This is a genomic window from Clostridium sp. X, from assembly GCF_055755365.1.
The window spans coordinates 824,212-849,931 of record NZ_CM146912.1; the positions used below are offsets into that span (position 1 = coordinate 824,212).

At 31.7% G+C, this 25,720-nt stretch carries 24 protein-coding genes, 7 tRNA genes and 1 pseudogene; 7 read left to right on the plus strand and 25 right to left on the minus strand.

The genetic code is table 11. From position 1 onward, the window contains the following. Positions 1-177 precede the first annotated feature (177 nt). The 25 genes and pseudogenes from ACX0KU_RS04135 to purR form a co-directional block, all read right to left on the minus strand. Positions 178-254 (minus strand) — tRNA-Met (locus tag ACX0KU_RS04135). Positions 255-280: 26 nt separating this feature from the next. After that, positions 281-356: transfer RNA gene (locus ACX0KU_RS04140), tRNA-Met, on the minus strand. Between the two features lie 5 nt (positions 357-361). Further along, positions 362-450 (minus strand) — tRNA-Leu (locus ACX0KU_RS04145). A 23-nt stretch (positions 451-473) separates the two neighbouring features. Then, positions 474-550: transfer RNA gene (locus ACX0KU_RS04150), tRNA-Met, on the minus strand. 12 nt (positions 551-562) lie between these two features. Further along, a tRNA-Met gene (locus ACX0KU_RS04155) sits at positions 563-638 on the minus strand. 5 nt (positions 639-643) lie between these two features. Beyond that, positions 644-732, minus strand: a tRNA-Leu gene (locus tag ACX0KU_RS04160). A gap of 327 nt (positions 733-1,059) precedes the next feature. Then, a complete protein-coding gene (locus ACX0KU_RS04165; protein WP_472991634.1) occupies positions 1,060-1,464 on the minus strand; it encodes a S1 domain-containing RNA-binding protein in 405 nt (134 codons plus the stop codon). 63 nt (positions 1,465-1,527) lie between these two features. Next, entirely contained in the window at positions 1,528-1,821 is a 294-nt protein-coding gene (locus ACX0KU_RS04170) for an FtsB family cell division protein (protein WP_472991635.1), read from the minus strand. A gap of 78 nt (positions 1,822-1,899) precedes the next feature. After that, positions 1,900-2,295: a spore cortex biosynthesis protein YabQ gene (gene yabQ / locus ACX0KU_RS04175; protein WP_472991637.1), complete on the minus strand. Its 396-nt coding sequence runs from the start codon at positions 2,293-2,295 to the stop codon at positions 1,900-1,902. Between the two features lie 7 nt (positions 2,296-2,302). Further along, a complete protein-coding gene (yabP, locus tag ACX0KU_RS04180; RefSeq protein ID WP_472991638.1) occupies positions 2,303-2,593 on the minus strand; it encodes a sporulation protein YabP in 291 nt (96 codons plus the stop codon). Between the two features lie 103 nt (positions 2,594-2,696). Then, the gene (locus tag ACX0KU_RS04185) at positions 2,697-2,966 is read right to left on the minus strand and encodes an RNA-binding S4 domain-containing protein (RefSeq protein WP_472991639.1); all 270 of its coding nucleotides are present in this window, start codon (positions 2,964-2,966) and stop codon (positions 2,697-2,699) included. A gap of 62 nt (positions 2,967-3,028) precedes the next feature. Beyond that, positions 3,029-3,316 (minus strand): annotated as a pseudogene (locus ACX0KU_RS04190) (HU family DNA-binding protein); the annotation flags it as partial. A gap of 89 nt (positions 3,317-3,405) precedes the next feature. Continuing rightward, positions 3,406-4,851, minus strand: a complete 1,446-nt coding sequence (yabN, locus tag ACX0KU_RS04195; RefSeq protein WP_472991640.1) for a bifunctional methyltransferase/pyrophosphohydrolase YabN — start codon at positions 4,849-4,851, stop codon at positions 3,406-3,408. A 26-nt stretch (positions 4,852-4,877) separates the two neighbouring features. Beyond that, positions 4,878-6,413, minus strand: coding sequence for a putative polysaccharide biosynthesis protein (locus tag ACX0KU_RS04200; RefSeq protein WP_472991641.1), 1,536 nt, complete (start codon positions 6,411-6,413; stop codon positions 4,878-4,880). A 97-nt stretch (positions 6,414-6,510) separates the two neighbouring features. Beyond that, a complete protein-coding gene (gene spoVT, locus ACX0KU_RS04205) occupies positions 6,511-7,059 on the minus strand; it encodes a stage V sporulation protein T (protein ID WP_472991642.1) in 549 nt (182 codons plus the stop codon). 142 nt (positions 7,060-7,201) lie between these two features. Next, on the minus strand, positions 7,202-8,221 hold the full coding sequence (locus tag ACX0KU_RS04210; protein WP_472991643.1) for a peptidylprolyl isomerase: 1,020 nt from the start codon (positions 8,219-8,221) through the stop codon (positions 7,202-7,204). 53 nt (positions 8,222-8,274) lie between these two features. Further along, the gene (gene mfd / locus ACX0KU_RS04215) at positions 8,275-11,787 is read right to left on the minus strand and encodes a transcription-repair coupling factor (RefSeq protein WP_472991644.1); all 3,513 of its coding nucleotides are present in this window, start codon (positions 11,785-11,787) and stop codon (positions 8,275-8,277) included. Between the two features lie 21 nt (positions 11,788-11,808). Continuing rightward, the gene (gene pth / locus ACX0KU_RS04220; RefSeq protein WP_472991645.1) at positions 11,809-12,378 is read right to left on the minus strand and encodes an aminoacyl-tRNA hydrolase; all 570 of its coding nucleotides are present in this window, start codon (positions 12,376-12,378) and stop codon (positions 11,809-11,811) included. A gap of 130 nt (positions 12,379-12,508) precedes the next feature. After that, positions 12,509-13,699, minus strand: coding sequence for a S1C family serine protease (locus ACX0KU_RS04225; protein ID WP_472991646.1), 1,191 nt, complete (start codon positions 13,697-13,699; stop codon positions 12,509-12,511). A gap of 30 nt (positions 13,700-13,729) precedes the next feature. Then, positions 13,730-15,142 (minus strand): sensor histidine kinase, encoded by a 1,413-nt coding sequence (locus ACX0KU_RS04230; protein ID WP_472992403.1) that lies wholly within the window; start codon positions 15,140-15,142, stop codon positions 13,730-13,732. 3 nt (positions 15,143-15,145) lie between these two features. Continuing rightward, positions 15,146-15,832 carry a response regulator gene (locus ACX0KU_RS04235; RefSeq protein ID WP_472991647.1) on the minus strand — a complete coding sequence of 229 codons (687 nt, stop codon included), beginning with the start codon at positions 15,830-15,832 and terminating at the stop codon, positions 15,146-15,148. A gap of 207 nt (positions 15,833-16,039) precedes the next feature. Beyond that, on the minus strand, positions 16,040-16,996 hold the full coding sequence (locus ACX0KU_RS04240; protein ID WP_472991648.1) for a ribose-phosphate pyrophosphokinase: 957 nt from the start codon (positions 16,994-16,996) through the stop codon (positions 16,040-16,042). Positions 16,997-17,035: 39 nt separating this feature from the next. After that, positions 17,036-18,412 (minus strand): bifunctional UDP-N-acetylglucosamine diphosphorylase/glucosamine-1-phosphate N-acetyltransferase GlmU, encoded by a 1,377-nt coding sequence (gene glmU, locus ACX0KU_RS04245; protein ID WP_472991649.1) that lies wholly within the window; start codon positions 18,410-18,412, stop codon positions 17,036-17,038. 184 nt (positions 18,413-18,596) lie between these two features. Then, on the minus strand, positions 18,597-18,902 hold the full coding sequence (gene spoVG / locus ACX0KU_RS04250; RefSeq protein WP_472991650.1) for a septation regulator SpoVG: 306 nt from the start codon (positions 18,900-18,902) through the stop codon (positions 18,597-18,599). A 90-nt stretch (positions 18,903-18,992) separates the two neighbouring features. Further along, a complete protein-coding gene (gene purR / locus ACX0KU_RS04255; RefSeq protein ID WP_472991651.1) occupies positions 18,993-19,811 on the minus strand; it encodes a pur operon repressor in 819 nt (272 codons plus the stop codon). Positions 19,812-20,043: 232 nt separating this feature from the next. Here purR and murC point away from each other — a divergent pair, with 232 nt between their 5' ends. The 7 genes from murC (at position 20,044) to ACX0KU_RS04290 (ending at position 25,706) form a co-directional block, all read left to right on the plus strand. Next, entirely contained in the window at positions 20,044-21,423 is a 1,380-nt protein-coding gene (murC, locus tag ACX0KU_RS04260) for a UDP-N-acetylmuramate--L-alanine ligase (RefSeq protein WP_472991652.1), read from the plus strand. Between the two features lie 163 nt (positions 21,424-21,586). Further along, on the plus strand, positions 21,587-21,901 hold the full coding sequence (locus ACX0KU_RS04265) for a hypothetical protein (RefSeq protein WP_472991653.1): 315 nt from the start codon (positions 21,587-21,589) through the stop codon (positions 21,899-21,901). Between the two features lie 187 nt (positions 21,902-22,088). Beyond that, positions 22,089-22,691, plus strand: a complete 603-nt coding sequence (locus tag ACX0KU_RS04270) for a hypothetical protein (protein ID WP_472991654.1) — start codon at positions 22,089-22,091, stop codon at positions 22,689-22,691. A gap of 53 nt (positions 22,692-22,744) precedes the next feature. Beyond that, positions 22,745-22,820, plus strand: a tRNA-Pro gene (locus ACX0KU_RS04275). Between the two features lie 140 nt (positions 22,821-22,960). Next, positions 22,961-24,304, plus strand: a complete 1,344-nt coding sequence (locus ACX0KU_RS04280) for a [Fe-Fe] hydrogenase large subunit C-terminal domain-containing protein (protein WP_472991655.1) — start codon at positions 22,961-22,963, stop codon at positions 24,302-24,304. Positions 24,305-24,491: 187 nt separating this feature from the next. Beyond that, a complete protein-coding gene (locus tag ACX0KU_RS04285; protein ID WP_472991656.1) occupies positions 24,492-25,016 on the plus strand; it encodes a phosphatase PAP2 family protein in 525 nt (174 codons plus the stop codon). A gap of 45 nt (positions 25,017-25,061) precedes the next feature. Next, positions 25,062-25,706 carry an HAD family hydrolase gene (locus tag ACX0KU_RS04290; RefSeq protein WP_472991657.1) on the plus strand — a complete coding sequence of 215 codons (645 nt, stop codon included), beginning with the start codon at positions 25,062-25,064 and terminating at the stop codon, positions 25,704-25,706. Positions 25,707-25,720 lie beyond the last annotated feature (14 nt).

A 25,720-nucleotide genomic window follows, 5' to 3' on the forward strand; every position in this document is an offset into this window, starting at 1 on the left:
CTTTATTGTTTCGTAAGACATATATCATAAATTTTGCGTATTTTTTTACTGACACCGATTTTTTTCTACTTTGTTATTAAATACTTTGACTATGTTTGAAGGAAATATGCTATTTATTCAAACATATCTATAAAATAAAAATAAACTCACAATATAATATTGTGAGTTTATCTTTATTGGTAGCGGAAATAGGACTTGAACCTACGACCCTTCGGGTATGAACCGAATGCTCTAGCCAGCTGAGCTATTCCGCCATGTCAAAAAATAAAAAAAACTAAAATGGTTGCGGGGGCAGGATTTGAACCTACGACCTTCGGGTTATGAGCCCGACGAGCTGCCAACTGCTCCACCCCGCGATATTTGGTGCCGGAGACCGGACTTGAACCGGTACGGAGTGTTAGCCCCGCAGGATTTTAAGTCCTGTGCGTCTGCCGATTTCGCCACTCCGGCGTAATTCCATTTTATTTTTTTATTGGTAGCGGAAATAGGACTTGAACCTACGACCCTTCGGGTATGAACCGAATGCTCTAGCCAGCTGAGCTATTCCGCCACATTATTTAAATGGTTGCGGGGGCAGGATTTGAACCTACGACCTTCGGGTTATGAGCCCGACGAGCTGCCAGCTGCTCCACCCCGCGATATTTGGTGCCGGAGACCGGACTTGAACCGGTACGGAGTGTTAGCCCCGCAGGATTTTAAGTCCTGTGCGTCTGCCGATTTCGCCACTCCGGCGTGTAAACTTCATTTCGAATCTTCGTCGCTATCTCTTGGCGACATAGATTATTATATCTCATTCTTTTTATACTGTCAACTAATTTTTAAAAGTTTTTTTAAAACAAAATTGAAATAAAAAAGTCGGCTACGCCGATTTTTTTCGCTAGGGGGACCTAGTCCCCCTTCGACGACGCTATGCGTCTGAGCACCCCCCTTACTACGGCGATGGGTTCCCCCTCTGCACACCCTAGTTTATAGGAAATTATAAGTTTATCCACAAAAGGATAAACTTATAATTTCCTATAAACTTAAAAAAGGACCTTTAAAAGTCCTTTTATATAGTAATTATCCTTTTTTAGAATATTTGCTTCCTTTTCCATTCTGATGCTTTTTTAAATCCTGAAATCGTTCTTCACTATCCTTTAAAAACTTAGATATAGCATCTTCAATATTAACAGCATTTGCTTTAGGTTTTTCCTTAGCCCAATCTATTTCTGATGGTCTTACTGACTTCTTAACAACCATAGCTTGTTTTATAGATAAACTTAATCTTCCCCCATCATCAACCGCTATAACTTTGACCTTTACTTTATCTTGTTCCTTTAGATGTTCTCTAATGTCTTTAACATAAGAGTCTGCTACTTCAGATATGTGTACTAACCCTGTCTTTCCCTCCACTTCTATAAATGCTCCAAACTTAGTTATGTTTACTACTGTACCCTCTAGGATACTCCCTAACTTTAAGGTCATGTTAATAAAATTCCTCCTTAGATATGTTTATATTAAATTATGAATAAGCAATGTTTAATTGTTTTACTTTACCGCATTCTTTTCTACTTCATTTCCTTCTACCACTACGCTTTCTCCTTGTTTTATAAACCCTAACCTTTCTCTTGCTAATTTTTCCACATACCTATAAGTCTTTGACATTTCTTTTTCATCTAACAATTGTCGATGTTCGTCATTCACTTCATTTAGTTCAGACATATATTCGTTTAACTGAGCCTTTTTATTCCTTATTGTTATATGTTGACTCACCAATATGTAGCAAACGTAAGTTAGTACAAAAATTCCAGCCACTGTTTTAAGTTTAGATTTCTTTTTCATATTCGTTTACCTCTAAAACTTTGTTTTTAGCTTATACTTATATTTTAGTTTTGTTTTAGGTTTTATTCAAGGAGTTTTTTATTTATTTTTATTAATAATTCTGTAAAATAGAAGATAAAAAGGATAAATTAGTACATTTCGCGTTAATCTTAGAAGCAAACCTACAGATTTAATAGCATTATACTGAATTCTAAGTAAATATTTACTTAGTAATTTCAAATAAAGATATAATCCTAATGCTATATATAAATAAAGATATAACCCTACATGTACATAACTACTATATACTAAAAATATAAAGACTAACAATCCAGCGAAAACCCAAAATAATATGTCCTCTATAAATGTAATTACCCTACTTGGATTTTCAAATCCTCTAATAACCCTATATAGATCAAATAATATTCCCGTTATGACTCCCGCTAATATGCTATGACAAACTAAATTAAATTGATTGTGCAAAGATATTATCATAATGCACTTACCTAAATAGTCTAGCTATTATACTATCTTTTTCTTTCTTACTTTGCATAGTACTATATACACAGGAATTTATAAGACCTACTATTATAACATCACCATTTTGCACATCTAATTTTTGCATTTTCAAATCTTGACCTTTTATTGTAAGCGCACCTAAGGTAGTGTCAAGGATTATAACTTTATCATCAAAACATATAACTTCAACTACCCCGGACAACACTAGTCTACTTCTATTTTCAAGAGTAATAGTACTCTTTTTGTTTTCTATTGGTTGTTTTTTTACTTCCATAACCACTCCCCCTTTTTGTATCTATATATATGCTAACTAAACATACAATATGATACAAATAAAGCGGAAAACTTTTCTGATCTTTATAAACCCATTCACCTAACTATTCTTTTTGAGCTTCATCAGAATTATCTAAAATAATTTCATACATAAGCTTTGCATCTGTTTTAGTAACATGATGAGATATATTTACAATCTTCGCCTTCAACGATCCCTTAGCGAACCTTACTTCAATAATATCATTTTCATTTACCTCTGAACTTGGTTTTGCAACCTTTTCATTTATAAGGACTCTACCACTTTCACAAGCTTCCTTAGCAATAGTTCTTCTTTTTATAATTCTTGATATTTTAAGATACTTATCTAATCTCATAATTTCCTCCTATATAAAAATAAAAAAACCTAGATTCTCACCCAGGTTTCTTATATGTTTTTTTATTTATTCACCATATCTTTAAATTCTTTACCAGCTTTAAATACTGGAACAGTTGATGCTGGTATAGTTATTTCTTCTTTAGTTCTTGGGTTTCTTCCTTTTCTTTCTGCTCTTTCACGAGTTTCAAAAGTTCCGAATCCAACTAATTGAACTTTATCACCTTTGCCTAATGCTTCTTCAACACTTTCTATAAATGCTTTTAATGCAACCTCTGCGTCTTTTTTAGTTAATTGACCTTTTTCAGCCATGCTTGTAATTAATTCTGCTTTATTCACTTTTGTTACCTCCCTTAATTTAACTGATAAGTTTTATAAAATCTAATTCTTCATTTAAATTAAAAATCCTCTTTTTATATGAACTTTTAATCAAAACTAGCTCATGATTTCTTTGACATCTCCCATAACTTATCCATTTCATCTAAAGACATCTGGGTAAGTTTCTTTCCCATCTCCATGCTCTTTGTTTCTATATAGTTAAATCTACTAATAAATTTATCTATAGTATAATTTAATGCTTCTTCGGGGTCAATGTCAAGAAGTCTTGCTATATTTACTGCACTAAATATCAAATCTCCTACTTCTTCTCTTATTTTTTCCTTGTTTTGGGATTTATATACCTGTTTTATCTCATCACACTCTTCAATTATTTTATCAAAAGCAGGATTTACATCTTCCCAATCAAATCCAACTTTTGCGGCTTTTTTCTGAACCTTTTCTGCCCTCATTAGAGAAGGAAGATTTCTAGCCACATGTTTTAATTCATCGGTATAAGTTTTTAAATCTTTTTCTGTTTTCTTAATTTCATCCCAATTATATAGGACTTCTTTAGAATTATCAACCCTAACTTCTGCAAATACATGTGGATGTCTTTTTATAAGTTTATTGCATATTCCCTTTATCACATCATTGATATTAAAATATCCATCTTCTTTCCCTATTTGAGCATGGAATATCACCTGAAGTAATACATCCCCTAACTCTTCTACAATTTTATCCTCATCCTCTTCATCAATAGCTTCTAAAACCTCATAGCACTCTTCAATTAAATATCGCTTTAAGGTCTTATGATCCTGCTCTTTATCCCAAGGGCATCCATCATTGCCTCTTAATTTATCCATTATATCGATCAAATCCTGAAAATCTTTCGTTGCTTCTAAAGATTTTGGAATATATATAGAAGTAAGATGATCTATATCTTCCTGCCTATCAAGTTCACACAAATCTATTTTTCGTATGCTTTCTATTTCTTTAACTCCAGCTGCTCTCACAAAATATATTTGTTGATCTTCGTTGTAGTATTCAAGCAACCTCAATTTCACCTCTGAAGCTATAAATCTATTATATACTTGAGTTACTATTGTTCCGATTCTTTTGTCTAAAATTTGATTTTGTATATCAAAAGCATCAATGACCTTTATTCCGTTTATAGGGTCAATCCTTAAGCTCTCCATCATAGCATCGATAAAGCTTATAGCAGGCAATATCTCAATATCTATACCTTCTCTTTCACATAGGTCTATTAATATACTAACAGACTTTTCCGCTACAAGTGGATGCCCTGGTACTGCATATACTATATCTCCATTTTCTTTTTCACTTTTAATGAGTTCTTTCGCTATAGTATCGTAAACCTCATCAAAATTCTGTAAACTTTCATAGTGCTTATCATAAGTTTCAAACTTAACTCCTAAGCTTCTTAAGTATTCTACATTAGGATGAATTTCTGTTCTGAAGAATACTTTTCTACTGTTTTTAAGCACTTCAAAGGTTCCCATAGTAATGGCTTCTTTACTTCCAGGCCCTAAGCCTACTACCTTAATCATATACTATCTCCTTTGTACTCGTTTAATTATCTTTTAATTCTTTTACCTATTAATTCATTATAATCTAACACCTTAAATCCCATAATTAATGCTCCATATACAATTACACCTATAAATATAGCTATCAAGCAAGAAATGGAATTACTCATTGTATAATTATAGGACTTTACATATGTAAATACAACTATAAATATCATTATAATAGACGCATATGCCGGTTTTATAAGTATTTGTTTCAAGTCCATCTGTATTTTTAAACGTCTCTTTAAGAGTAGTATATTTAAAATTACTGCTGTAGCATATGCAGCTATAGTTCCTATGATAGCTCCGTACACGTTTATGCTAGGTATAGGAACTAATACGTTAGTTACAATCATCTTTATTATGCAACCTATTAAAAGATGCAATATAGGCATTTTCTTTGATGTAGTTGCTTGTAAAATAACAGTTGTCGCTTGAGCTAATATTATTAGTGGAAGTGCTAAAGAAGAGTACTTTAATATTAAAGCGCCTTCTGCTTCACCTCTAAAAATTAAGTTTAACACTTGTGAAGATAAAAAGTATAATCCAAAAAGAGATGGTAAAGCTATAACTATGGATATTTTTATAGAAGATATTATATTTTTAGTCAGTCTACTTATATCCTTAAGTAGATATGCTTCTGAAATTATAGGAACTACTGAAGCACATAATGCTGCTGATAGGGTTAATGGCACATTGACTAAAACTGCTGCTTTTCCTGTTAATTGGCCATATATTATAGCAGCTTGTCTAGAGGTAAAGCCTGCCTCCAACAACTTTTGTGGTACCATAATAGAATCTATAACATTCATTATAGTTCCTACCGCAGCCCCTAAGGAAATGGGTATAGCGATTCTTAAGAGTTTCTCCATTACATCTGAACTAAAAGGAACCTTGATTTTTTTAAAATCTTTTTTTATAGTTATATACTTGCTGATTAAATACATTCCTCCTAGTATTCCACCAGCTGCAGCTCCTAAAGTCGCTCCACCAGCTGCATACTCTACCCCTTTAGGAAGTAACATTATAACTAATCCAATTCCAATAACCACTCTTGCTATCTGTTCTAAAATTTGCGATATAGCTGTAGGTCCCATATTTTGTAGTCCTTGAAAAAACCCTCTATATACACTCATTATGGCGATAAAAAATGGTGCAACAGATAACGCTACTAGTGAGTAATATGCTTTACTATCCCATCTAAAAATTCTCAAAAGTTGATGTGAAAATAAAAACATAATAACGCTTGTACCCAGTCCTAGAATACTCATCAGTAGTAAAGCTTCTTTTAAAACTTGAAAAATTCCAAATTCATCTCCCTGGGCATTTCTTTCAGATATCATTTTCGACATAGCTAGTGGTACCCCTGATGCAATGGCAATAAAAAGCATATACAATGGATAAGCTATCTGGTAATAACCTAAACCCTCATCTCCTACAAGTATCGTTAAAGGAATTCTAAAAAACATACCTATTCCTTTAGCAACGATGCCTGCAGCTCCTAGAATAAAGGTGCCTTTTAACAACGAGTGTTTTTTCAAAACAATACCTCCAAATTGATTACTAAATATAAATATTTATATTTATGTTTGGAAGATATTATTACTGAAAAAACAATGGCAGACAAGCTGCCATTGTTTATTCCATTTGTTTACCTAAGAATGATGCAGCTGTGTCTGCTAGTTTTAATTCTACCTCTCCGAACTTACCATTATCTTCTTTTGAAGCTATAATAACAGCTCCAATTGTATCTCCTTCTGCAATAATAGGAGCTACTACTTGTGCAAAATACTTACCTTCTATTTCTTCATCCTCTATTATAGAAATAATCTTATTACCTTCTCCAAATATTACACTTTTTCTCTCTTCCATTATTTTTTCAACTTCAGAGCTAATTTTTTTATCCATATATTCTTTTTTAGAGGTTCCACTCACAGATATTATGTTATCTTTATCACATATAATTACTATATTTCCTGTTGTAGCTTGTAGAGCTTCTGCATATTCCTTAGCGAAATTGCTTAACTCTTCTATTGGTGAATATTTTTTTAGGATAACACCGCCATCTCTATCTGTGAAGATTTCTAGTGGGTCTCCTTCTCTAATTCTTAACGTTCTTCTTATTTCTTTTGGTATTACTACTCTACCCAAATCGTCTATACGTCTAACAATCCCTGTAGCTTTCATCTAGCTTTTACCTCCTCAAAACTTTATTTAAAAATGTATTTATCAATAATATTATCCGTTCAAACAAGAAATTTTATACACAAATGTATAGGTTTAATTTTAATACTAAAAAAAGATGATACAATTGTATCATCTTTCCTAATTAAACTACTTTATCTTCATATAACTTAATATTTGCATTTTCTTTTACTTCTTCTAATTTTTTATTCCACGTTTCACTCTTCTTACTTTCTAATAAAGTTACCTTGATTTGTTCCTTTACTTCCGTAAAAGATTTTACAGGCTTTTCAACTCTCTTTGTACATTTAATTAAGTGATATCCAAACTGAGTTTTTACTACTCCTGAGGTTTCACCCTCTTTAAGCTGCATAGCTGCATCCATGAAGTCTTGGTCAAAATTATGATTGACTGTAGGAACCTCTCCTAAATCTCCACCCTTATCCTTCGTTCCATCTGTACCATATTTCTTAGCAAGGTCCGCAAACTTTGCTCCCTTATCAAGTTCTGCTTTAATTAACTGAGCTTGAGCCTCATCATTAACTAAAATATGCGCTAAAGTAAGTTTTGTTGGAGCTTCTTCCTTTTGTGGATATTTATCTTTTACTTTATTATAGTAGTCTTCAGCAGATTTATCATCAACTGCCACATTTTTAACTACTGAATCTTGAAGCTTTTCTAATATAATATTTCTCTTTATAATACTTGTTAGATTATCTAATGTAACATTTTCTTTTTTTAACATATCTTCAAGCGCTTTGTCATCTGCGATTCCTTGAGACTTCTTATAATCATCTAGTTTTTCTTTCACAGTCTTACTAAGTTCTTCATCTTTAGGAACAACTTTTAATTTTTCTGCTTCTTGAATTAATGCTTCTTCTATAGTTATAGAATCTAAAATTTGCTTTTTATAATCTTTTAATTGAGTTACTGCCTCTGCACTACTCATATAGTTTTCACCATATTGCTCTTTAAGCTGCGCAACAAGCTGCTGAGTTTGAAAATTAGAATCTAGCTCTCCTCTTGTTATTTTCTTATTTCCCACTTTAGCAACTACAGTTTTTGCTATAGCCTCTGGTGTCTTTTCAATCATATTACATCCAACTGTTGAAGCTGCAAAAACAAATATCGCTACAGCTGCAACTAGTTTCTTTATGTTTTTCACTTTTATTCCCCCGCTCTTATCTTATTTTGGCATAATCTTATTTTATCATAATCTTATTTGGTTTCAATAATTGTTTGTATATATTCCATGAATTCTTTTAGATAATCTATAAGTTCCTCTTTCTTATGTCCCTTTAGCTGATATCCTAGAATCGGATTATCACCCATTTTAAACATAATCTTGTTACTATACTTCTTCATTATTCCCTTTACTAACTCTTGGCTAATTATCTCTCTATTTTGAAATTTAATTTCTACTTCTAAGTTTCTCTCTTTTATTTCTTCTATACCAGATTTATTAGCTATAGCTTTTATATATGCTATATTTATTAAATTGTAAAGGGATGGTGGTATGTCTGAAAATCTATCTTCTATTTCCTCTTGAATATCCATCATACTTTCTTTTGAATCAATACTTGCAATCTTCTTATAAACCTCTATTTTCTGAACTTCATCCTTAATATATTCACTTGGTATATACGCATCAATTTTTATATCTACCGTAGTTTCAAATGGTTCTTTGTCTATTTCACCTTTAACTAACCTTACAGTGTCCTCTAACATTCTGCAGTACAAATCATACCCTACAGAAGCCATATGGCCATGCTGAGCTGCTCCTATTATATTCCCTGCTCCTCTTATTTCAAGATCTCTCATAGCTATCTTAAAACCTGAACCTAGCTGAGTAAAATCCTTTATAGCTTTTAATCTTTTTTCAGCTACTTCTGTTAATACCTTATCTTTTTTGTAGGTTAAATATGCATAAGCTATTCTATTTGTTCTACCAACCCTTCCACGAAGCTGATATAGTTGCGACAAACCAAAATGATCTGCATCATGTATTATCATTGTATTAGCATTTTGAATATCTAATCCAGTTTCAATTATAGTAGTACACAATAATATGTCATATTCATTTTTCATGAATTCTAACATAACCTTCTCAAGTTCTCTCTCTGCCATTTGACCATGAGCAATTGCAATTCTAGCACTTGGAACTAACTTAGATAAATAGGATGCCATTTCTCTAATAGTATTGACTCTGTTATATACAAAGTAAACCTGTCCGCCTCTATCAATCTCTCTTAATATAGCATCTGAAATTAGTTGATCATTGTATTCAACTACATAGGTTTGAACAGGATATCTTTCCTCTGGCGGAGTTTCTATAACACTTATATCTCTTATACCTGTAAGAGACATATGAAGTGTTCTTGGTATAGGAGTAGCCGTTAAAGTAAGTACATCTACATTCTTTTTTATGTTCTTGATCTTCTCCTTATGGGTTACTCCAAATCTTTGTTCTTCATCCACAATTAAAAGTCCTAAATCCTTAAATTGAACATCGCTCTGAAGTACTCTGTGAGTTCCGATAAGTATATCAATATTACTAGCCTTAACTTCTTGTAAAGTAGCTTTTACTTGTGCAGAAGTTCTAAATCTACTTATCATATCTATTTTTATAGGAAAGTCAGAAAATCTTTGTACTAAGTTATTGTAGTGCTGTTCTGCAAGTATTGTGGTTGGAACTAAAATAGCTACTTGCTTACCATCCATAACTGCTTTAAAGGCTGCTCTTATAGCTACCTCAGTTTTACCATAACCTACATCTCCACAAAGCAATCTGTCCATAGCCTTGCCAGATTCCATATCCTTTTTGATTTCCTCTATAGCATTTAACTGATCTGGCGTCTCATCATATGGAAACTCTTCTTCAAATTGCTTCTGCCATACAGTATCATTTGAAAACTTATGGCCTTTTAGAGTGGCTCTTACAGCATAAAGTTTTACAAGTTCCTCAGCTATTTCATTTATAGCTCTCTTAACTTTATTTTTAGCCTTGATCCAGTCAGTACCACTAAGCTTGTTTACCTTAGGCGACTTACCTTCACTTCCTATATACTTTTGAACCAAATCCAGTTGTTCCACTGGAACATACAGCTTATCCCCCGAGTTATAGCTAAGCTCTAAATAGTCTTTTTTATGACCTTGCACCTCAAGCTGCTTTATGCCCTTATAAACACCTATACCATGATTAGTATGTACTACATAATCTCCCGGCTTTAATTCACTAAAACTTTTTATCTTTCCTACACCTTTTTTATTAACTCTTGTAGCTTTCCTCTTTGATTTACCAAAAACTTCTTTATCAGATATTACACTAAGCTTTAATTCTGAATATTCAAATCCTTTAATTTGATTTCCAAAAGTAATCACTACTTGGCCGTAATCTATTTCATCTACTACATCTCTGTACACACTCTCTATTTCTCTATCCCTTAGAGTTTCTACTAGTCTTTCTCCTCTTGGCCTAGTTCCACTAAGTATTACAGTCTTATAGCCTTTTGATTTTCTACTTTTTATATCCTCAATCAGTAGATCCAGCTTGCCTCCATATCCATTTAAACTAACTTGTTCAAATCCTTGTTCAATGTCTGGTATAAAGTACTTATCATCTTTAATCATACTATTTAGCATAATTAGAGAAGATAGACCAAGTCTTTCTATAATTTCTTCCTTATTCACTACAAGCCTAGCTTGACCTAATAATATACTACCCCGTTGAAGAAGTTCTGCATAATTTTGTGTGAATTCAAAATGTATACTATTTAGTTTTCCCATACATCTTTGAACATCATTCATTATTATTATTGAGTCTTTCATATACTCTAAAAAGTTTGAAGTTTTTTCATAAAAGTAAGGAATAAAGCTATCAATATTTTCAAAATTCCAGTTTTCTTTTAAAAGTTCTAAGCTGGCTAGTGTTGAACTTTCTATTCTCTCTCTCGCTTCCTTATCTTCTCTTAAACTTTCTAATGCCTTGTTTAAGTCTTCTTTTATATTTGTATATCCTCGCTGAACATCTTCTTTTGACAAAATCATTTCTTTGGCAGGAAATATTTCTATGTTATTAAACTTTTCTATACTTCTTTGAGATTCCGTATTAAAACTTCTTATAGAATCTATTTCATCATCAAAGAATTCAACTCTATATGGTACAGACGATATAGGAGGATATACATCTAATATCCCCCCTCTTATAGAAAATTCTCCTTTACCTTCTACAATACTTACCCTTTCATATCCGCTTTGTATTAACTTTTCTACTAATATGTCTAACTTAACATTATCTCCCACAGATAAATTAATAGTATAGTCAATATACAGCTCTGGTAAGATATAGACTGATGCAATAGACTCTATAGATGCAACAATAATCTTTTTGCCTTCTCTTAACATTTCCCTAATAACTTTTAATCGTTCCCACCTAAGATCTCCTGAAATTGCATATACGTTGTAAAAAACTACTTCTTTGCTTGGAAAATAATATACATTAGGTATATAAAAGGATAAATCCTCATAAATATTCTTTGCCTCTACATCACTATTAGTTAAAACTAAAATAGATTTTGTATTATTTTCATATAATCCATCTATAAAATAACTTCTTCCCGAATCCGCAAGACCTGTAATTTCTATTGGAAATTTTCTTTTATTTATAGCACTTAGTACATTCTTAAAATTAGTGCTTTCTATTAAAGGGCACATCAGTCCCTTAAGTCTCATAAGTATTCACCTCTCATATAACTACTCCACTTTAAATCCATTAAACTTATTCATTGCTTCTACTGTTCCATTTTGTATAATAACTTCTATAGCTTCTACTGCAGCTTTAAAAGATTCATTAAGTTTCTCGTGTTCATCTTTTGAAAACCTTCCAAGTACATGTGACGCTAAATCGTCTTTAGAAGGCTGTCCCACACCTATCTTAATCCTAGGAAATACATCACTCCCAAGATGAGCTATAATGCTTTTAATTCCATTATGTCCTCCAGCACTTCCCTTACCTCTAATTCTAAGTCTTCCCACATCTAAACTAATATCATCATAAACCACTATTATATTTTCATTAGGCACTTTATAAAAACTTAATACCTCTTTTATACTCTCTCCACTTAAATTCATATATGTAGTAGGTTTTAAAACCAAGGCTCTTTCCCCTCCAATTATGCCATCCCCGTATATACCTTTAAATTTTTTCCTATTTGCCTGAATATTATACTTTTCACACAATAAATCTATAACATCAAATCCTACATTATGTCTAGTATGCTCATATTCCTTGCCAGGATTTCCAAGTCCTACTATTAACTTCATATTCATATTCCTCCAAGTATGTAATTTATATCAATTATGCACTTAAATATAATAACCTAAAAGTCTTAAATAATAAACAGAGAATTAAACGGCTTAAACCCATGAGATTTACACTCACGGGTTCATACTTTTATTTAACTTCTTTTATATCTGAAAGAATTATATTTAAATCAATAGTTTTGCCACTTCTCCAAATTTTACACTTAATTGTATCACCAATTTTATATTTTTCAATAATTTCTGCTATATCTTCAAATTTAGTAATAGTTTTTCCATCTAACTCTACTATAATATCTGTTGGTTTGATACCTGATCTCTCTGCTCCACTACCTTTTATTATTTCACTTACATATACCCCTTTAACTCCACTACCATCAAGAGATACAGCATCTCTTCCATATATCCCAAGGCGTGGTCTTGCAACCCGTCCATACTTCATGATCTCCTCTAAAATACTCCTTGCTTCATTTATAGATATTGCAAAACCTATACCTTCTACATTTTGAAGTTTGCCATCTCCTAGCTTTAAGCTATTTATACCTATAACCTCACCAGCTGAATTGCATAAAGCTCCTCCACTGTTTCCAGGGTTAATTGCAGCATCCGTTTGAAGCACCTTATAAACCGATCCTCCATATCGAATTTTTCTATCTCTTGCACTTATAATTCCTGCCGTTACCGTGCCAGCAAATTCTTCGCCTAAAGGATTTCCTATAGCTATTGCAAGATCTCCTACCTTAACCTTAGAGGAATCACCAAATTTAGCTGTAGGAAGATCTACAGCTTCTATCTTTATTATAGCTAAATCAGAAGTTGGATCTGAACCTACAATACGTGCTTTTAAATAATTCCTTCCGTTAGCTAACTTTACAAAAATGTTTTTACTACCTTCTATAACATGATAATTAGTTGCTATATATCCGTTAGCATCAAAAATTATACCTGATCCACTAGCTCCCTCCACCTCAGTAACACTATCTGTTAAAGAATTGACTATTCCTACAACGGCGGGGCCTACAATCTCCGAAACTTTTCCTATTTCATTTCCATAAGAATCTACAGTAGAAGTTGTTATTCCATTTTTCAGCTCTTTATCTGATTGGATTTCTTCTTTAATCTTATCATTCATAATTTCAGAATACTTCTTTTCTACAATATAACTAGAGGATATCGCTCCAGATATTACTGCTATAAGTACAAATGCGATACCTCTAAATATGCTTCTAATATTACTTTGACGTTTTCTAAATTTTATTTCCCCGCACTTAGACTCATTAATATTTTCCCAGCATGCATCTTGTACATTATCATCATTATGCAACTTTATCACCTCCAATACTATATAGATTTTTTAAGTAGCCTTTTTTAAAGAGAAGGTAAACCTTACTCCCTTGTTTTCTTTATTCTCAAACCAAATATCTTCCCCATGCTGATTAATTATCCTTCTCACTATTGATAGTCCTAGCCCTGTACTAACTTTAGATGTTCTAGATTTATCCCCCTTGTAAAATCTTTCCCATATATATTTTTCATCTTCTTCAGGGATATTCGGTCCATCATTGTATACAGATATGAGAACCTTTTGTCCCTTAATTTTAGTTCTAATATCTATATTCCCACCTTCTTCTGTATGTTTTATTGCATTATCTACTAGGTTAGTAATTACTTGTATTATCTTATCTTTATCTACTACTACGTATACTTCTTTATCATCTAACCACACATCTACATTCACTCTTTTAGATTTAATTGCAGTTTCAAACTTTAGAATAGATAATCGGATAATCTCATTTATATCATGATGTTGGATATTTAAAGTAAACTTTCCAGCATCTATAGCCGACAAGTCTAAAAGATCATTTATAAGCCTTGTAAGCCTTTGTATTTCCTCATGAACTATTGATAAATAATAACTATGTTTCTCTTTAGGAATAATTCCATCTAGTATACCACTTATAAATCCTTTTATAGACGTAATTGGTGATCTAAGCTCATGCGAAACGTTAGATATAAACGTCCTTCTATTATATTCTAATTCCTCTAGAGAATCAGCCATAGAATTAAATGCTTTAGCAAGTTCTCCTATTTCATCATCCGAATGTATATCTACACGTTTCCCTACTTCTCCTTTGGATATTTTATCAGCAACTTTATTTATCTTTCCTAAAGGCTTAACGATTATTTTCTGCGAAAAGTAATATATAATAAAACTTGAACATACTATTGCAAACACCGCTGATAACCAGATGATTTGATATACTCTTCTTAAGGGTTCCTTTATTTCATCCATAGTAGTATTCATAACTACTCCACCTCGAAAGTCTTCTTTATAAAATATGGGTACCTCATAGGTATGGACTGCTTCCTTAAAGACATCATCAATTATATCTTTCTTTTCTATACTCTTACCCTTCCTTAACTCCTCCAAATCTTTGGTCAAGAGCTGAGTACCTACGAGCTCTTTATGTTTTGGATTGGATACTGCATACACATACCCATAGCTATCAAATAGAAATATATCAGTATATGAATAACTGGAGATATACTCCAAAATATTATTAGTTGTATCTATAGATGAATTCCCATGAAGATATTGTATTGAAGCATTAGCTACAATTTGAGCCTCCGCCAAAAGTTGACCTTTACGTTGTTCAAAATAATATCCTTCAAACCAAAAGGATAGGAAGGTTGCTAGAATGATAAAACTAATGGTTATTATTAAAGTATAAGTTGCAACCATTTTTGAGAATAAACCCTTTTTTATCATTTATTTCACCTCAAACTTATATCCTACACCCCAAACTGTTTCTATTTGCCAATTAACTCCGCCTGGAATCTTCTCTCGTAGTCTTTTTACATGAACATCTACAGTTCTCGAATCTCCCGGGTAATCGTACCCCCATACCTCACATAATAACTGCTCTCTTGTAAAAACCTTGTTCTTATTGCTAGCAAGATGATACAAAAGTTCAAATTCTTTTGGTGGCATCTTCAATTCATTATTTTCATATTTAACTATATATGAGTTTATATCAATTGTAAGTCCAGGGAAACTAAGTATTTCCTTATTTTCCCCTTCTATATTGTATCTTCTAAGAACAGCCTTAACTCTAGCTACAAGCTCTTTTGGTTCAAAAGGCTTAACTATATAATCGTCTGCTCCTAATTCTAATGCTAAAACTTTATCGAAAGTCTCACCCTTTGCGGTTATCATGATAACCGGAGTTTCGTACTCTTTTCTTATCCATTTTAGTACATCTACACCGTCCATATGCGGAATCATTATATCTAATAAAACAAGGTCAGGTTTATATTCCAAAAAATCCTCTTGGACAGTCTTCCCATCATAACACACTTTAGTTGAATAGCCTGAATTATCTAAATACATTTTTATAACTTCACATATATTAATATCATCATCTACTATTAGTACTTTACCTAACATTCCGTCCATATAGTTATCTACCCCCAACTTTTTTTACATGAAGAATCTATCTTAATCTTATTTATTAATCTTTTCTAAAATCATTTAATTATACTCTATCATATTTCCTTTGATTTTAAATACATAAGCATGTAAATTAAAATAAAAGTTACAATTACACAATAAAAAAAACAAGACTCCCAGGAGTCTTGTTCAGATTTTAATATAAATATCTATCTATACAAATAATTTGCTTATGGAAACATCCTCATATATTCTCTTAATAGCTTCTGCAAATATTGGAGCTACTGATAATACTTCGAATTTATTACTTACCTTTTCCTCTGGTAACCCTATTGTGTTAAGTACTACTAATTTCTTTATAACACTATTTTCTATTCTGTCAAAAGCTGGTCCTGATAAAACTCCGTGTGAGCAACAAGCATAAACTTCTTTTGCTCCTCTTTCAACTAAAGCATTCGCTCCATTAGTTATTGTACCTGCAGTGTCTATCATATCATCTATTAATATAACTGTCTTATCTTTTATATCTCCAATTATATTCATAACTTCAGACACATTGGCTCTTGGTCTTCTCTTATCTATTATAGCTATAGGCGAATTTAATCTTTCTGCAAAATCTCTAGCTCTAGTTACACTTCCAAGGTCAGGAGATACAACAACAACATCATCTCTTTCTCTAAATCCTTCTTCAATAAAGTACTTAGCTAATATTGGCGCTCCTATTAAATTATCCACTGGTACGTTGAAATACCCTTGAATTTGAGCAGCATGTAAATCCATTGTAAGAACTCTATCTGCTCCTGCAGTTGTAATTAGGTCTGCTACTAATTTTGCAGTAATTGGATCTCTAGATTTAGCTTTTCTATCTTGTCTTGCATATCCATAGTAAGGTATAACTGCTGTTATTCTACCTGCTGATGCTCTTTTAAAAGCATCTATCATAATTAATAATTCCATCAAATTATCATTTACTGGTGCATGAGTTGGTTGAATAACAAATACATCTGTTCCTCTAACAGTTTCATTAGTTGTTACTGATATTTCTCCATCACTAAACTTACCTACCTTAGAATCACCAATACCTACACCTAAACAGTCAGCAATTTCCTGAACTAGCTTTGGATTTGCATTTCCTGTAAATATTTTAATGTTTTTACCGTGAGTTATCATGTGTACTCCTCCTTAACCTTTTTCTCTTTAATGTAATTCTTATTTTTTATTTCTTGGGCTTTTCTTCTCTACCCAACCTTCGATGTTCACTTGCTTTGCTCTTGCAACTGCAAGGGAACCACTTGGAACCCTAGTAGTAACCGTCGATCCAGCTGCTACATATGTGTTATCTTCTATTTCCACAGGAGATACTAAGTTTGCATTACATCCTATAAAAACATTATCTCCTATAGTCGTCTTATGTTTGTGCTTACCATCATAATTTACAATGACAGTACCGCATCCAAAGTTACAGTCACTGCCTACTTCGGCATCTCCTATATAAGTAAGATGAGATACCTTTGTATTATTTCCAATTGTAGACTTCTTTATTTCAACAAAGTCCCCAATTTTAACATTATCCCCTATACTACTGTCTGGGCGTATATATGCAAATGGTCCTACTGTCGTATTTTTACCTATGTGACTTTCTAATATAACTGAGCTTTCAATATTAACTCCGTCTTCAATAATGCTATCTTTTATTCGTGAATTGGAGTAAATAGTACATCTTTCTTTAATAACCACATTACCTTCCAATACATTTCCTGGATATATAATTGTGTCACTTCCTATTTGAACATCTATCCCTATATATGTTGATTTTGGATCTATAAGAGTAACTCCATTTTCCATATGTTTATTATTTATCCTGCGTCTCAATATTTCTTCAGCCTCAGCAAGTTGAACTCTTGAATTTACACCCTTAATCTCATCTTCATTTACATCTATAGCTCCAACTTTACATCCTTTGTTTCTTAATATTTCTATTATATCAGTTAAGTAATATTCATTTTGTGAATTATTATTGTTCAACTTATCAAGGTTATCTAATAATTCTTTTATATCAAAGCAATACATTCCAGAGTTTATTTCTCTGACACTCTTCTCTTCTTCGCTACAATCCTTATCTTCAACTATTCTTTCTACCTCTCCAGCTGTATTCCTTATAATTCTACCATAACCAGCAGCATCTTCTACTATTGAAGTTAATATAGTTGCTTTAAACTTTTTACTTATATGAAATTCAATAAATTTCTCTACTGTCTCTTTAGTTATGAGTGGTGCATCTCCTGTAAATACGGCTACAATTCCATCCTTATTACTTAGAAAATTCTTAGCACACATAAGTGCATGTCCTGTACCTAACTGTTCCTCTTGAATAGAATAAGTAACTTGTCTAGATTCCGTTTTTTTTACTACTTCCTCTGCACCATTACCTATTATTAAGTTTATATCTCCTATATTACACTCTCTTAAAGTATCTACAACTTGATTTACCATCTCTTTTCCACAAACCTTATGTAGAACCTTTGGTAATTTAGAGTTCATTCTTTTGCCCATACCTGCGGCAAGTATTACAGCACTTTGATACAAATTCAACACCTCTTATACTGTATAAATTATCATAATTAAAGCTTATATATTGTAATTTAACATTTACGCCCATTACATTATATTTTATATATATATTTTTTTCAACCCAATAATATACTATAATATATGATATTACTCTAACTAGTGCAAAAAAATAATAAAAAGGAGCTTTCGCTCCCTTTTATTATTCAACTTCAATAGCTATTTCTTCACTATTTTCATCGTTAATCTCAATGTTTTTTACAGCCTCATACTCATCTAAAATAGCTTGTTGTATTCTGTGCCTTGTGTCAGTGTTTATTGGATGCGCTATATCTTTAAACTCCCCAGTAGGAGTTTTTCTACTAGGCATAGCTATGAAAAGTCCATTTTGTCCTTCAATAACTTTTATATCATGAACAACAAATTCATTATCAAAAGTTACCGATACAATAGCTTTCATTTTTCCTTCAGCAGAAATTTTTCTTATTCTGACATCTGTAATTTGCATTGAATTCCACCTCCAAAGATGCTTTACATATAGTATTCTGCACGTTTTATCTTTTTCCTTCTTATAAATAATATAAATTTTTAGAAAATTTTATTTTTTATGAATTTTCTCTGGATATAGTATAGGATTTTCATTTTCATCTATCCCACTAAACTTAATTATAGAAACATAATCCTCTACCAATTTCTTATCAATATTAATATTATCTATTAATACTCCTATACCCAAAAGCTCACTTTCAAACTCTTTAAGAAGGTTAATTACGCCTAAAGCTGTTCCCCCTGCTTTCATAAAATCATCGATGAATATACACTTACTTCCTTTATGTATAGATTTCTTAGAAAGAGACATTGTTTGTATTCGTCTACTTGATCCCGAAACATAGTTAATGGACACAGTTGGTCCTTCCGTAACTTTATTTCCTCTTCTTACTATTACAAGATTAACACCTAGCATTTTAGCAACCTCATAAGCTAGGGGTATTCCCTTTGTTTCAATTGTAACTACATAATCTATATTACTTGCTATAAATTTAGACGCTAAAATAACTGCTGCTCTTTGAACTATCTGAGGGTTATACATTATATCACTTATATACATAAACTCCCCTGGAACTATTCTTTGCGTATCTTGTAAAGTTATACATAATTCTTCTGCAAATTTGTTGGTAGCTTCTTCCGAAATTCCACAAACGTATTTTATACCTCCTGCTGCACCGGAAATAGTTTCGATATTGCCTATCGATAACCTTTGTAAGGTTTCTCGTACTACAACAATATCTTCACTAACTGTAGACTTAGCTGCATTAAACATATCAGTAAACTTATTTAAATTAATAACCCTATTAGGATTTTCTATTAAAACTTTTGTAATTGCTGTGATTCTTTGATTTCTATTAAATTTTTGCATATCTTTCTCCTAAATTATATTTTCCGAATTTTAACCCTTTAAAATTTCTTATTATTCACTATTCTAGTCTAATTAATTTATATTATCAACCTTAAATTTCAGTATTATGCCTGTATAATGTATATTTTATACAAAAAAAAATTTATTGTTTTTAATATGTGTTCCTTTTAATGAAAATTGTATATAATGATTAAATAGAGTTATTTTATCAAGTCTTAAGGAGCTGATTAATTTGTCATTTGATTTTTTAAAAGATAAGGATAAAAAGATACATTTTATAGGTATTGGAGGCGTAAGTATGAGTGGCCTCGCTGAGATTCTTTTAACTAATGGATATAAAGTATCTGGTTCAGATAGAGATGCTTCAGAGCTAACCCATAATCTTAAAGAAAAAGGCGCAGAAATATACATAGGACATAGCAGTGCTAATATTAATAATGTTAATTTAATTGTATACACTGCAGCAATCCCTTCCGATAACCCAGAATTATTAAAAGCAAAAGATTTAAATATACCTACAATGGATAGAGCAGAATTTCTCGGTCATGTAATGAATGGCCATAAATATAATGTAGCCGTTGCTGGAACTCATGGTAAAACTACTACAACTTCTATGATTTCTCATATATGCTTAAGTGCAAACTTAGACCCAACTATACTAGTTGGTGGAAACCTGGATGCAATAAGCGGAAATGTTCGCGTTGGTCAAAGCGAATATTTTATAACAGAAGCCTGTGAGTATAAGGCCTCTTTTTTAAAGTTTTATCCATTTATAGGAATTATTCTAAATATAGAAGCAGATCATTTAGATTTTTATAAAGATATAGATGATATACAACAAACCTTTATTAAATTCGCACATATTATTCCTGAAAACGGATATTTAATTGCAAACGGAGATGATCCTCGCTGTTTAGAAGTTTGCACCCAAGCAAATTGCAATATAATTACTTTCGGATTTAATAACGGAGATGTAAGAGCTAAAAATGTAGTATTCAATAATGGCTCTCCAACCTTTGATGTATACTATAAAGATAATTTATTATTCAACTTAACTTTAAATGTTCCAGGAGACCACAATATTCTCAACGCACTAGCTAGTATTGCTACTTCTATCGCTTTAGATGTAAATCCATTATTAGTTAAAGATGGTCTTTACAGCTTCCACGGAACGCATAGACGTTTCGAATTAAAGGGAAAAACAAATGGCGTTACTGTTATTGATGACTATGCTCACCATCCTACTGAGATAAAGGCAGCACTTAGTGCAGCAAAAAAGTTTCCCCACAATAGAATATTTTGTGTATTTCAACCTCACACATATTCTAGAACAATAACTTTATTTGATGAATTTTCAGATTCATTTTTCCAAACAGATACTCTTCTTCTAGCTGATATCTATGCCGCTAGAGAAAAGGATTCAGGAATTATAACCTCAGATATTTTAGGTAATAAAATTCGCGAAAAGGGAGTTAATTGTAAAAATTTTCATAGTTTTAATGAAATAACCAGATTCCTAAAGAGCGAACTAAGAGATGGGGATTTACTTCTAACGGTTGGAGCTGGAGATATATATAAAGTAGGGGAAATGTATTTAGGTAATGCGATTTAACCATTATATTATTTTAATTTTTTAAAACAGATGATATTACTTTGATAATATTATCTGTTTTTTATTTGACTTAAATTAAAATCTTAATAGCTTGGTAAAATAAAGTGTAAAAAATAAAAAGTGGGAAATACTATAAACGAGATATTTTTAGGAGGGTGGTATTATGTCAACTTTTTTAACTTCCGTAATAATTGACATCATATTAATATTTGTTTCTTACTTCATATTCAAAGCAGTTATTAGTGGTCCCACTAGACACAGAATATATGAAAAGTATTTGAGCTCTTTTGCAAAGTTCGTTATATATGTATTTATTATTACAGTATTAATAACAGGTACTAGTGCTTTTATTCTTTATAGAACTCATTATTTAACTTACCTTGATATTATTGCGCCTGCCATAGTTTCAGTTATGGTTGGTTTTATAATCTCCCTAGTTCCTACACGTGGTGCTGGAGATAAAGAAAAAGACATGTGAATTTTTAAAAAAAATTTGAAGTGATTAAAATTAGAATTCAAGATTATATACCATAATATAATATTATGGTATATAATCTAATATATATTCTAATAATTGAGTTTATACTGTAATAGCTAACATGTTAAACTTATTCTTAACATTGTTTTATTTTGTTAGAAATTTTAGGACAAGGAGAACCGCTTCCATGATGGATATAATAAATATTGTGGCAAGTATACTTTTAGGCATGAGCATAATTGGGACATGTGCTTGTGTATTACTATTTATAATAGTGAAACTATTTAATATAGAATCACTCATTAAAACTTTATCTAAACTATGTATCTTTTTTGCAGTGACTTGGATACTTAATATAGTATGTAATGTATTCGTTCTCTTAACTACTCCCGATAGTGGAATGGCTAAAGTTAGCAAAAGTGTAGTAAAAGATACAAAACCTGGAACTGTTGTTCTTAGTAACGATACATCACTTCCTCAAAAGGATCACATTATTACATTAAATACTAAAAACCAAAGTATCGACATATCTATATGGGACTTTGCAGAAGAAGATGGGGATAGTATTGAGATTTTATTTAATGGACAACCTATCTCAAATCTAGTTCAACTGAAAAATTCACCTAAAACTATTTCTATTCCTACAAACGGTACACTTCAAATTAAAGGTGCAAAAGATAAGGTACCTAGTATAACCTACGCTATATACATTCCAGAAACTAAAAAAACCTATCTAAATTCAGTGTTTGTAGGTACAAGTAATACTTATACAATAAAAAATAAAAATTAATTATAAAATCTATTGACTTTTAAATCTAGGAGTTATATAATATTAATTGCTGACGGGGTATAGCGCAGATGGTAGCGCGCGTGGTTTGGGACCATGAGGCCGCGGGTTCGAGCCCTGCTACCCCGACCAAAAGAGTTGTTTAAACAACTCTTTTTTTATTTTTTGTATATATTTTAAATGTATTGAGAAAAATAACCTTAACTGTCTTAAAGTAAAATTTAACCTTTACTAGAGTTAAACTTATTTTCTAAGTTAAGGAGAATTGCTCAATGAATAAACTAAATAACTCTATATTTAAAAGCTTAGTTAAAGCATACTATGATAATACCTTTGAAGAAACTGTAACAAACCTTATGTCTACTGATACAGATAATGAGAAGTTAAGTAAAATTATATCTTTCCTTTGTGGAGTGGATGCAAAATACGATAATGATTTTGTAAAAAACTTGAAAGCTTCTATCGGCAAATATGAGATTCGTCATAAGATAGTACATAAAATTCATGAATGTTCTATGGATTGCAAGGATGAATCCGGGCAGACTATGTGCCAGAAATCTTGTCCTTTTGATGCAGTACTAGTAGATAAGAATACCAATAAAACTTACTTATCTTTAGATCATTGTACTGATTGTGGATTTTGTGTAGACGGTTGTCCTAATGGCAACATCTTAGATAAAGTAGAGTTTATACCTTTTATAGATCTTCTAAACAAAGAAGATATCGTTATCGCTGCTGTAGCACCTTCCATTATGGGTCAGTTCGGTAATGATGTATCCATCAATCAACTCAGAGCTGCTTTTAAAAAAATAGGCTTTACCGATATGGTAGAAGTAGCTTTTTTCGCAGATATGCTTACTATCAAAGAAGCAGTAGAATTTAATCATCTTGTAAATGAAGTTGATGACTTTATGATTACTTCTTGTTGTTGTCCTATGTGGATTGCTATGCTAAAAAAAATATTCGATGACTTACTTCCCCATCTATCTCCTTCTATATCTCCGATGATAGCTTCCGGAAAAGTATTAAAAGAATTAAACCCAAATTGTAAGGTTGTTTTCATAGGTCCTTGTATAGCAAAAAAATCCGAGGCTAAAGAGGAAGATCTTATAGGCATTATAGATTATGTGCTAACCTTTCAAGAGCTTAAAGATATATTTGATGCTCTCGATATTATTCCCGAGGAAATGGAAGAAGACTTAGCCACAGAGTATGCATCTAGAGAAGGTCGTTTATACGGGCGTACCGGCGGTGTATCTGTAGCTATATCTGAAGCTATTACAAAATTATTTCCTGAGAAAAGTCAAAAACTAAGACCTATTCAAGGCAACGGCATAAAAGAATGTCGTGAAATTTTAACTAAACTAAAGAACTCCCAACTAGATGCTAACTTTATAGAAGGAATGGGTTGTGTTGGTGGCTGCGTCGGCGGACCAAAGGTAATTATACCAAGTGAAAAAGGAAGAGATCTACTAAATAAATTTGCCGATGATTCAGAAGTATCTGTTTCTCTCTATAATCACTGGATGAAAAATATACTAGGAAAAATCGATATAAATTCATTAGAAGATTTTAAAGACAAAGGAAAAACAAAGATTTTCTCAAGAGATTTCTAAATTCATATTATGCTAAATTCTGTGTACTTTAATATAGTGATTATCTGTGTTAAAATGGTATCATTAAAGTAAGTTATAAAATTCAGATGTGAATTTTCTACCATCTGAATTTTCACAACTGCATACATTAGACAAGCTACCCCATTGTTTTGGTGAGCTTACGTCAAGTTATGGGAGGGATACCATTTTGAACTCAATCTTACAAAAAATTCAACGTAGAGATATAACTATATTAAAAGTAGTAAACACATCAATGAACTGCAGACTTTTAGATTTTATTATGACTCCTATAACTTACTTAGGGTCAACAATCTTTTCAATACTTTTTTGTCTTACTGCTCTCTTTCATCCCAACGAAACTATAACTGCATTAGGACTTAAAACTTGCATAACTCTATCAATTAGCACTTTGATATCTAGATTTATAAAGACTTATGTAAGTCGAGTTAGGCCCTTTATAAAACTTAATAATTTAAATATAAAGAAGATAGGTATAGATGCACATTCATTTCCTTCTGGTCATACTACAGCAGCCTTTTCTATAGCTACAACGACGTCGTTATTTTATCCTAATATTTCTATTATAATTATACTTCTAGCTTCTTGCGTAGGTATTTCTAGAATGTATCTAGGTGTTCATTACCCTACTGATGTACTCGCTGGAACTTTTCTAGGTACTCTTACTTCATTTTTCACATTCTATATAATATAATATTATATTATGTATATTTATAATATATTTTAAGAGGTGAAGCTAATGCTGACCAATGTAAAAGCCGTTATATTTGACTTAGACGGAACTTTAATTGATTCTATATGGGTATGGGAAAAAATAAATGTAGAATTCCTAAAAAAGCGTAACCTTTCTTGTCCTAAGGATATAGGTGAAGATTTAGGACATTTAAGTTTTGAAGAATGTGCTATATATTTTAAAGAAAAATTTAAAATATGTGAAAGCACTGAAGAAATATGTAATGAATGGAATGCTATGGCATTTAACGAATATACAAATAATGTGAAGCTTAAACCTGGAGTTAAGCGGTTTTTAGACCTATTAAAATCTCTTGGAATTAAAATAGGACTTGCTACGAGTAATTGCCAATTACTTTTAGAAACTACCTTAAAATCAAACAAAATACTACATTACTTTGATTCCATTACCACAACAGATGAGGTTTCTAGAGGCAAATGCTTCCCTGACGTTTATCTTTTGGCCAGTGAAAGATTAGGTGTACCTCCTGAGAACTGCTTGGTATTTGAGGACATACTTCCTGCAATACTAGGTGCTAAATCAGCTGGTATGAAAGTCATTGGTGTACATGGCAATTCTTCTACTCATCAATCTGAAAAAATAGCAAATCTTGCTGATAGGTATATTTATAGCTATTCAGACCTTATATAAGATATTATATAGAG

Coding starts and splice junctions, on each gene's coding strand:
- ACX0KU_RS04290 (WP_472991657.1), top strand. CDS start 25,062: ATGCTGACCAATGTAAAAGCCGTTATATTTGACTTAGACGGAACTTTA.
- ACX0KU_RS04170 (WP_472991635.1), bottom strand. CDS start 1,821: ATGAAAAAGAAATCTAAACTTAAAACAGTGGCTGGAATTTTTGTACTA.
- ACX0KU_RS04265 (WP_472991653.1), top strand. CDS start 21,587: ATGTCAACTTTTTTAACTTCCGTAATAATTGACATCATATTAATATTT.
- mfd (WP_472991644.1), bottom strand. CDS start 11,787: ATGAGACTTAAGGGACTGATGTGCCCTTTAATAGAAAGCACTAATTTT.
- pth (WP_472991645.1), bottom strand. CDS start 12,378: ATGAAGTTAATAGTAGGACTTGGAAATCCTGGCAAGGAATATGAGCAT.
- ACX0KU_RS04185 (WP_472991639.1), bottom strand. CDS start 2,966: ATGAGATTAGATAAGTATCTTAAAATATCAAGAATTATAAAAAGAAGA.
- spoVT (WP_472991642.1), bottom strand. CDS start 7,059: ATGAAAGCTACAGGGATTGTTAGACGTATAGACGATTTGGGTAGAGTA.
- yabP (WP_472991638.1), bottom strand. CDS start 2,593: ATGGAAGTAAAAAAACAACCAATAGAAAACAAAAAGAGTACTATTACT.
- yabN (WP_472991640.1), bottom strand. CDS start 4,851: ATGATTAAGGTAGTAGGCTTAGGGCCTGGAAGTAAAGAAGCCATTACT.
- ACX0KU_RS04270 (WP_472991654.1), top strand. CDS start 22,089: ATGATGGATATAATAAATATTGTGGCAAGTATACTTTTAGGCATGAGC.
- ACX0KU_RS04280 (WP_472991655.1), top strand. CDS start 22,961: ATGAATAAACTAAATAACTCTATATTTAAAAGCTTAGTTAAAGCATAC.
- yabQ (WP_472991637.1), bottom strand. CDS start 2,295: ATGATAATATCTTTGCACAATCAATTTAATTTAGTTTGTCATAGCATA.
- ACX0KU_RS04235 (WP_472991647.1), bottom strand. CDS start 15,832: ATGGACGGAATGTTAGGTAAAGTACTAATAGTAGATGATGATATTAAT.
- ACX0KU_RS04165 (WP_472991634.1), bottom strand. CDS start 1,464: ATGACCTTAAAGTTAGGGAGTATCCTAGAGGGTACAGTAGTAAACATA.
- spoVG (WP_472991650.1), bottom strand. CDS start 18,902: ATGCAAATTACAGATGTCAGAATAAGAAAAATTTCTGCTGAAGGAAAA.
- purR (WP_472991651.1), bottom strand. CDS start 19,811: ATGCAAAAATTTAATAGAAATCAAAGAATCACAGCAATTACAAAAGTT.
- ACX0KU_RS04240 (WP_472991648.1), bottom strand. CDS start 16,996: ATGATAACTCACGGTAAAAACATTAAAATATTTACAGGAAATGCAAAT.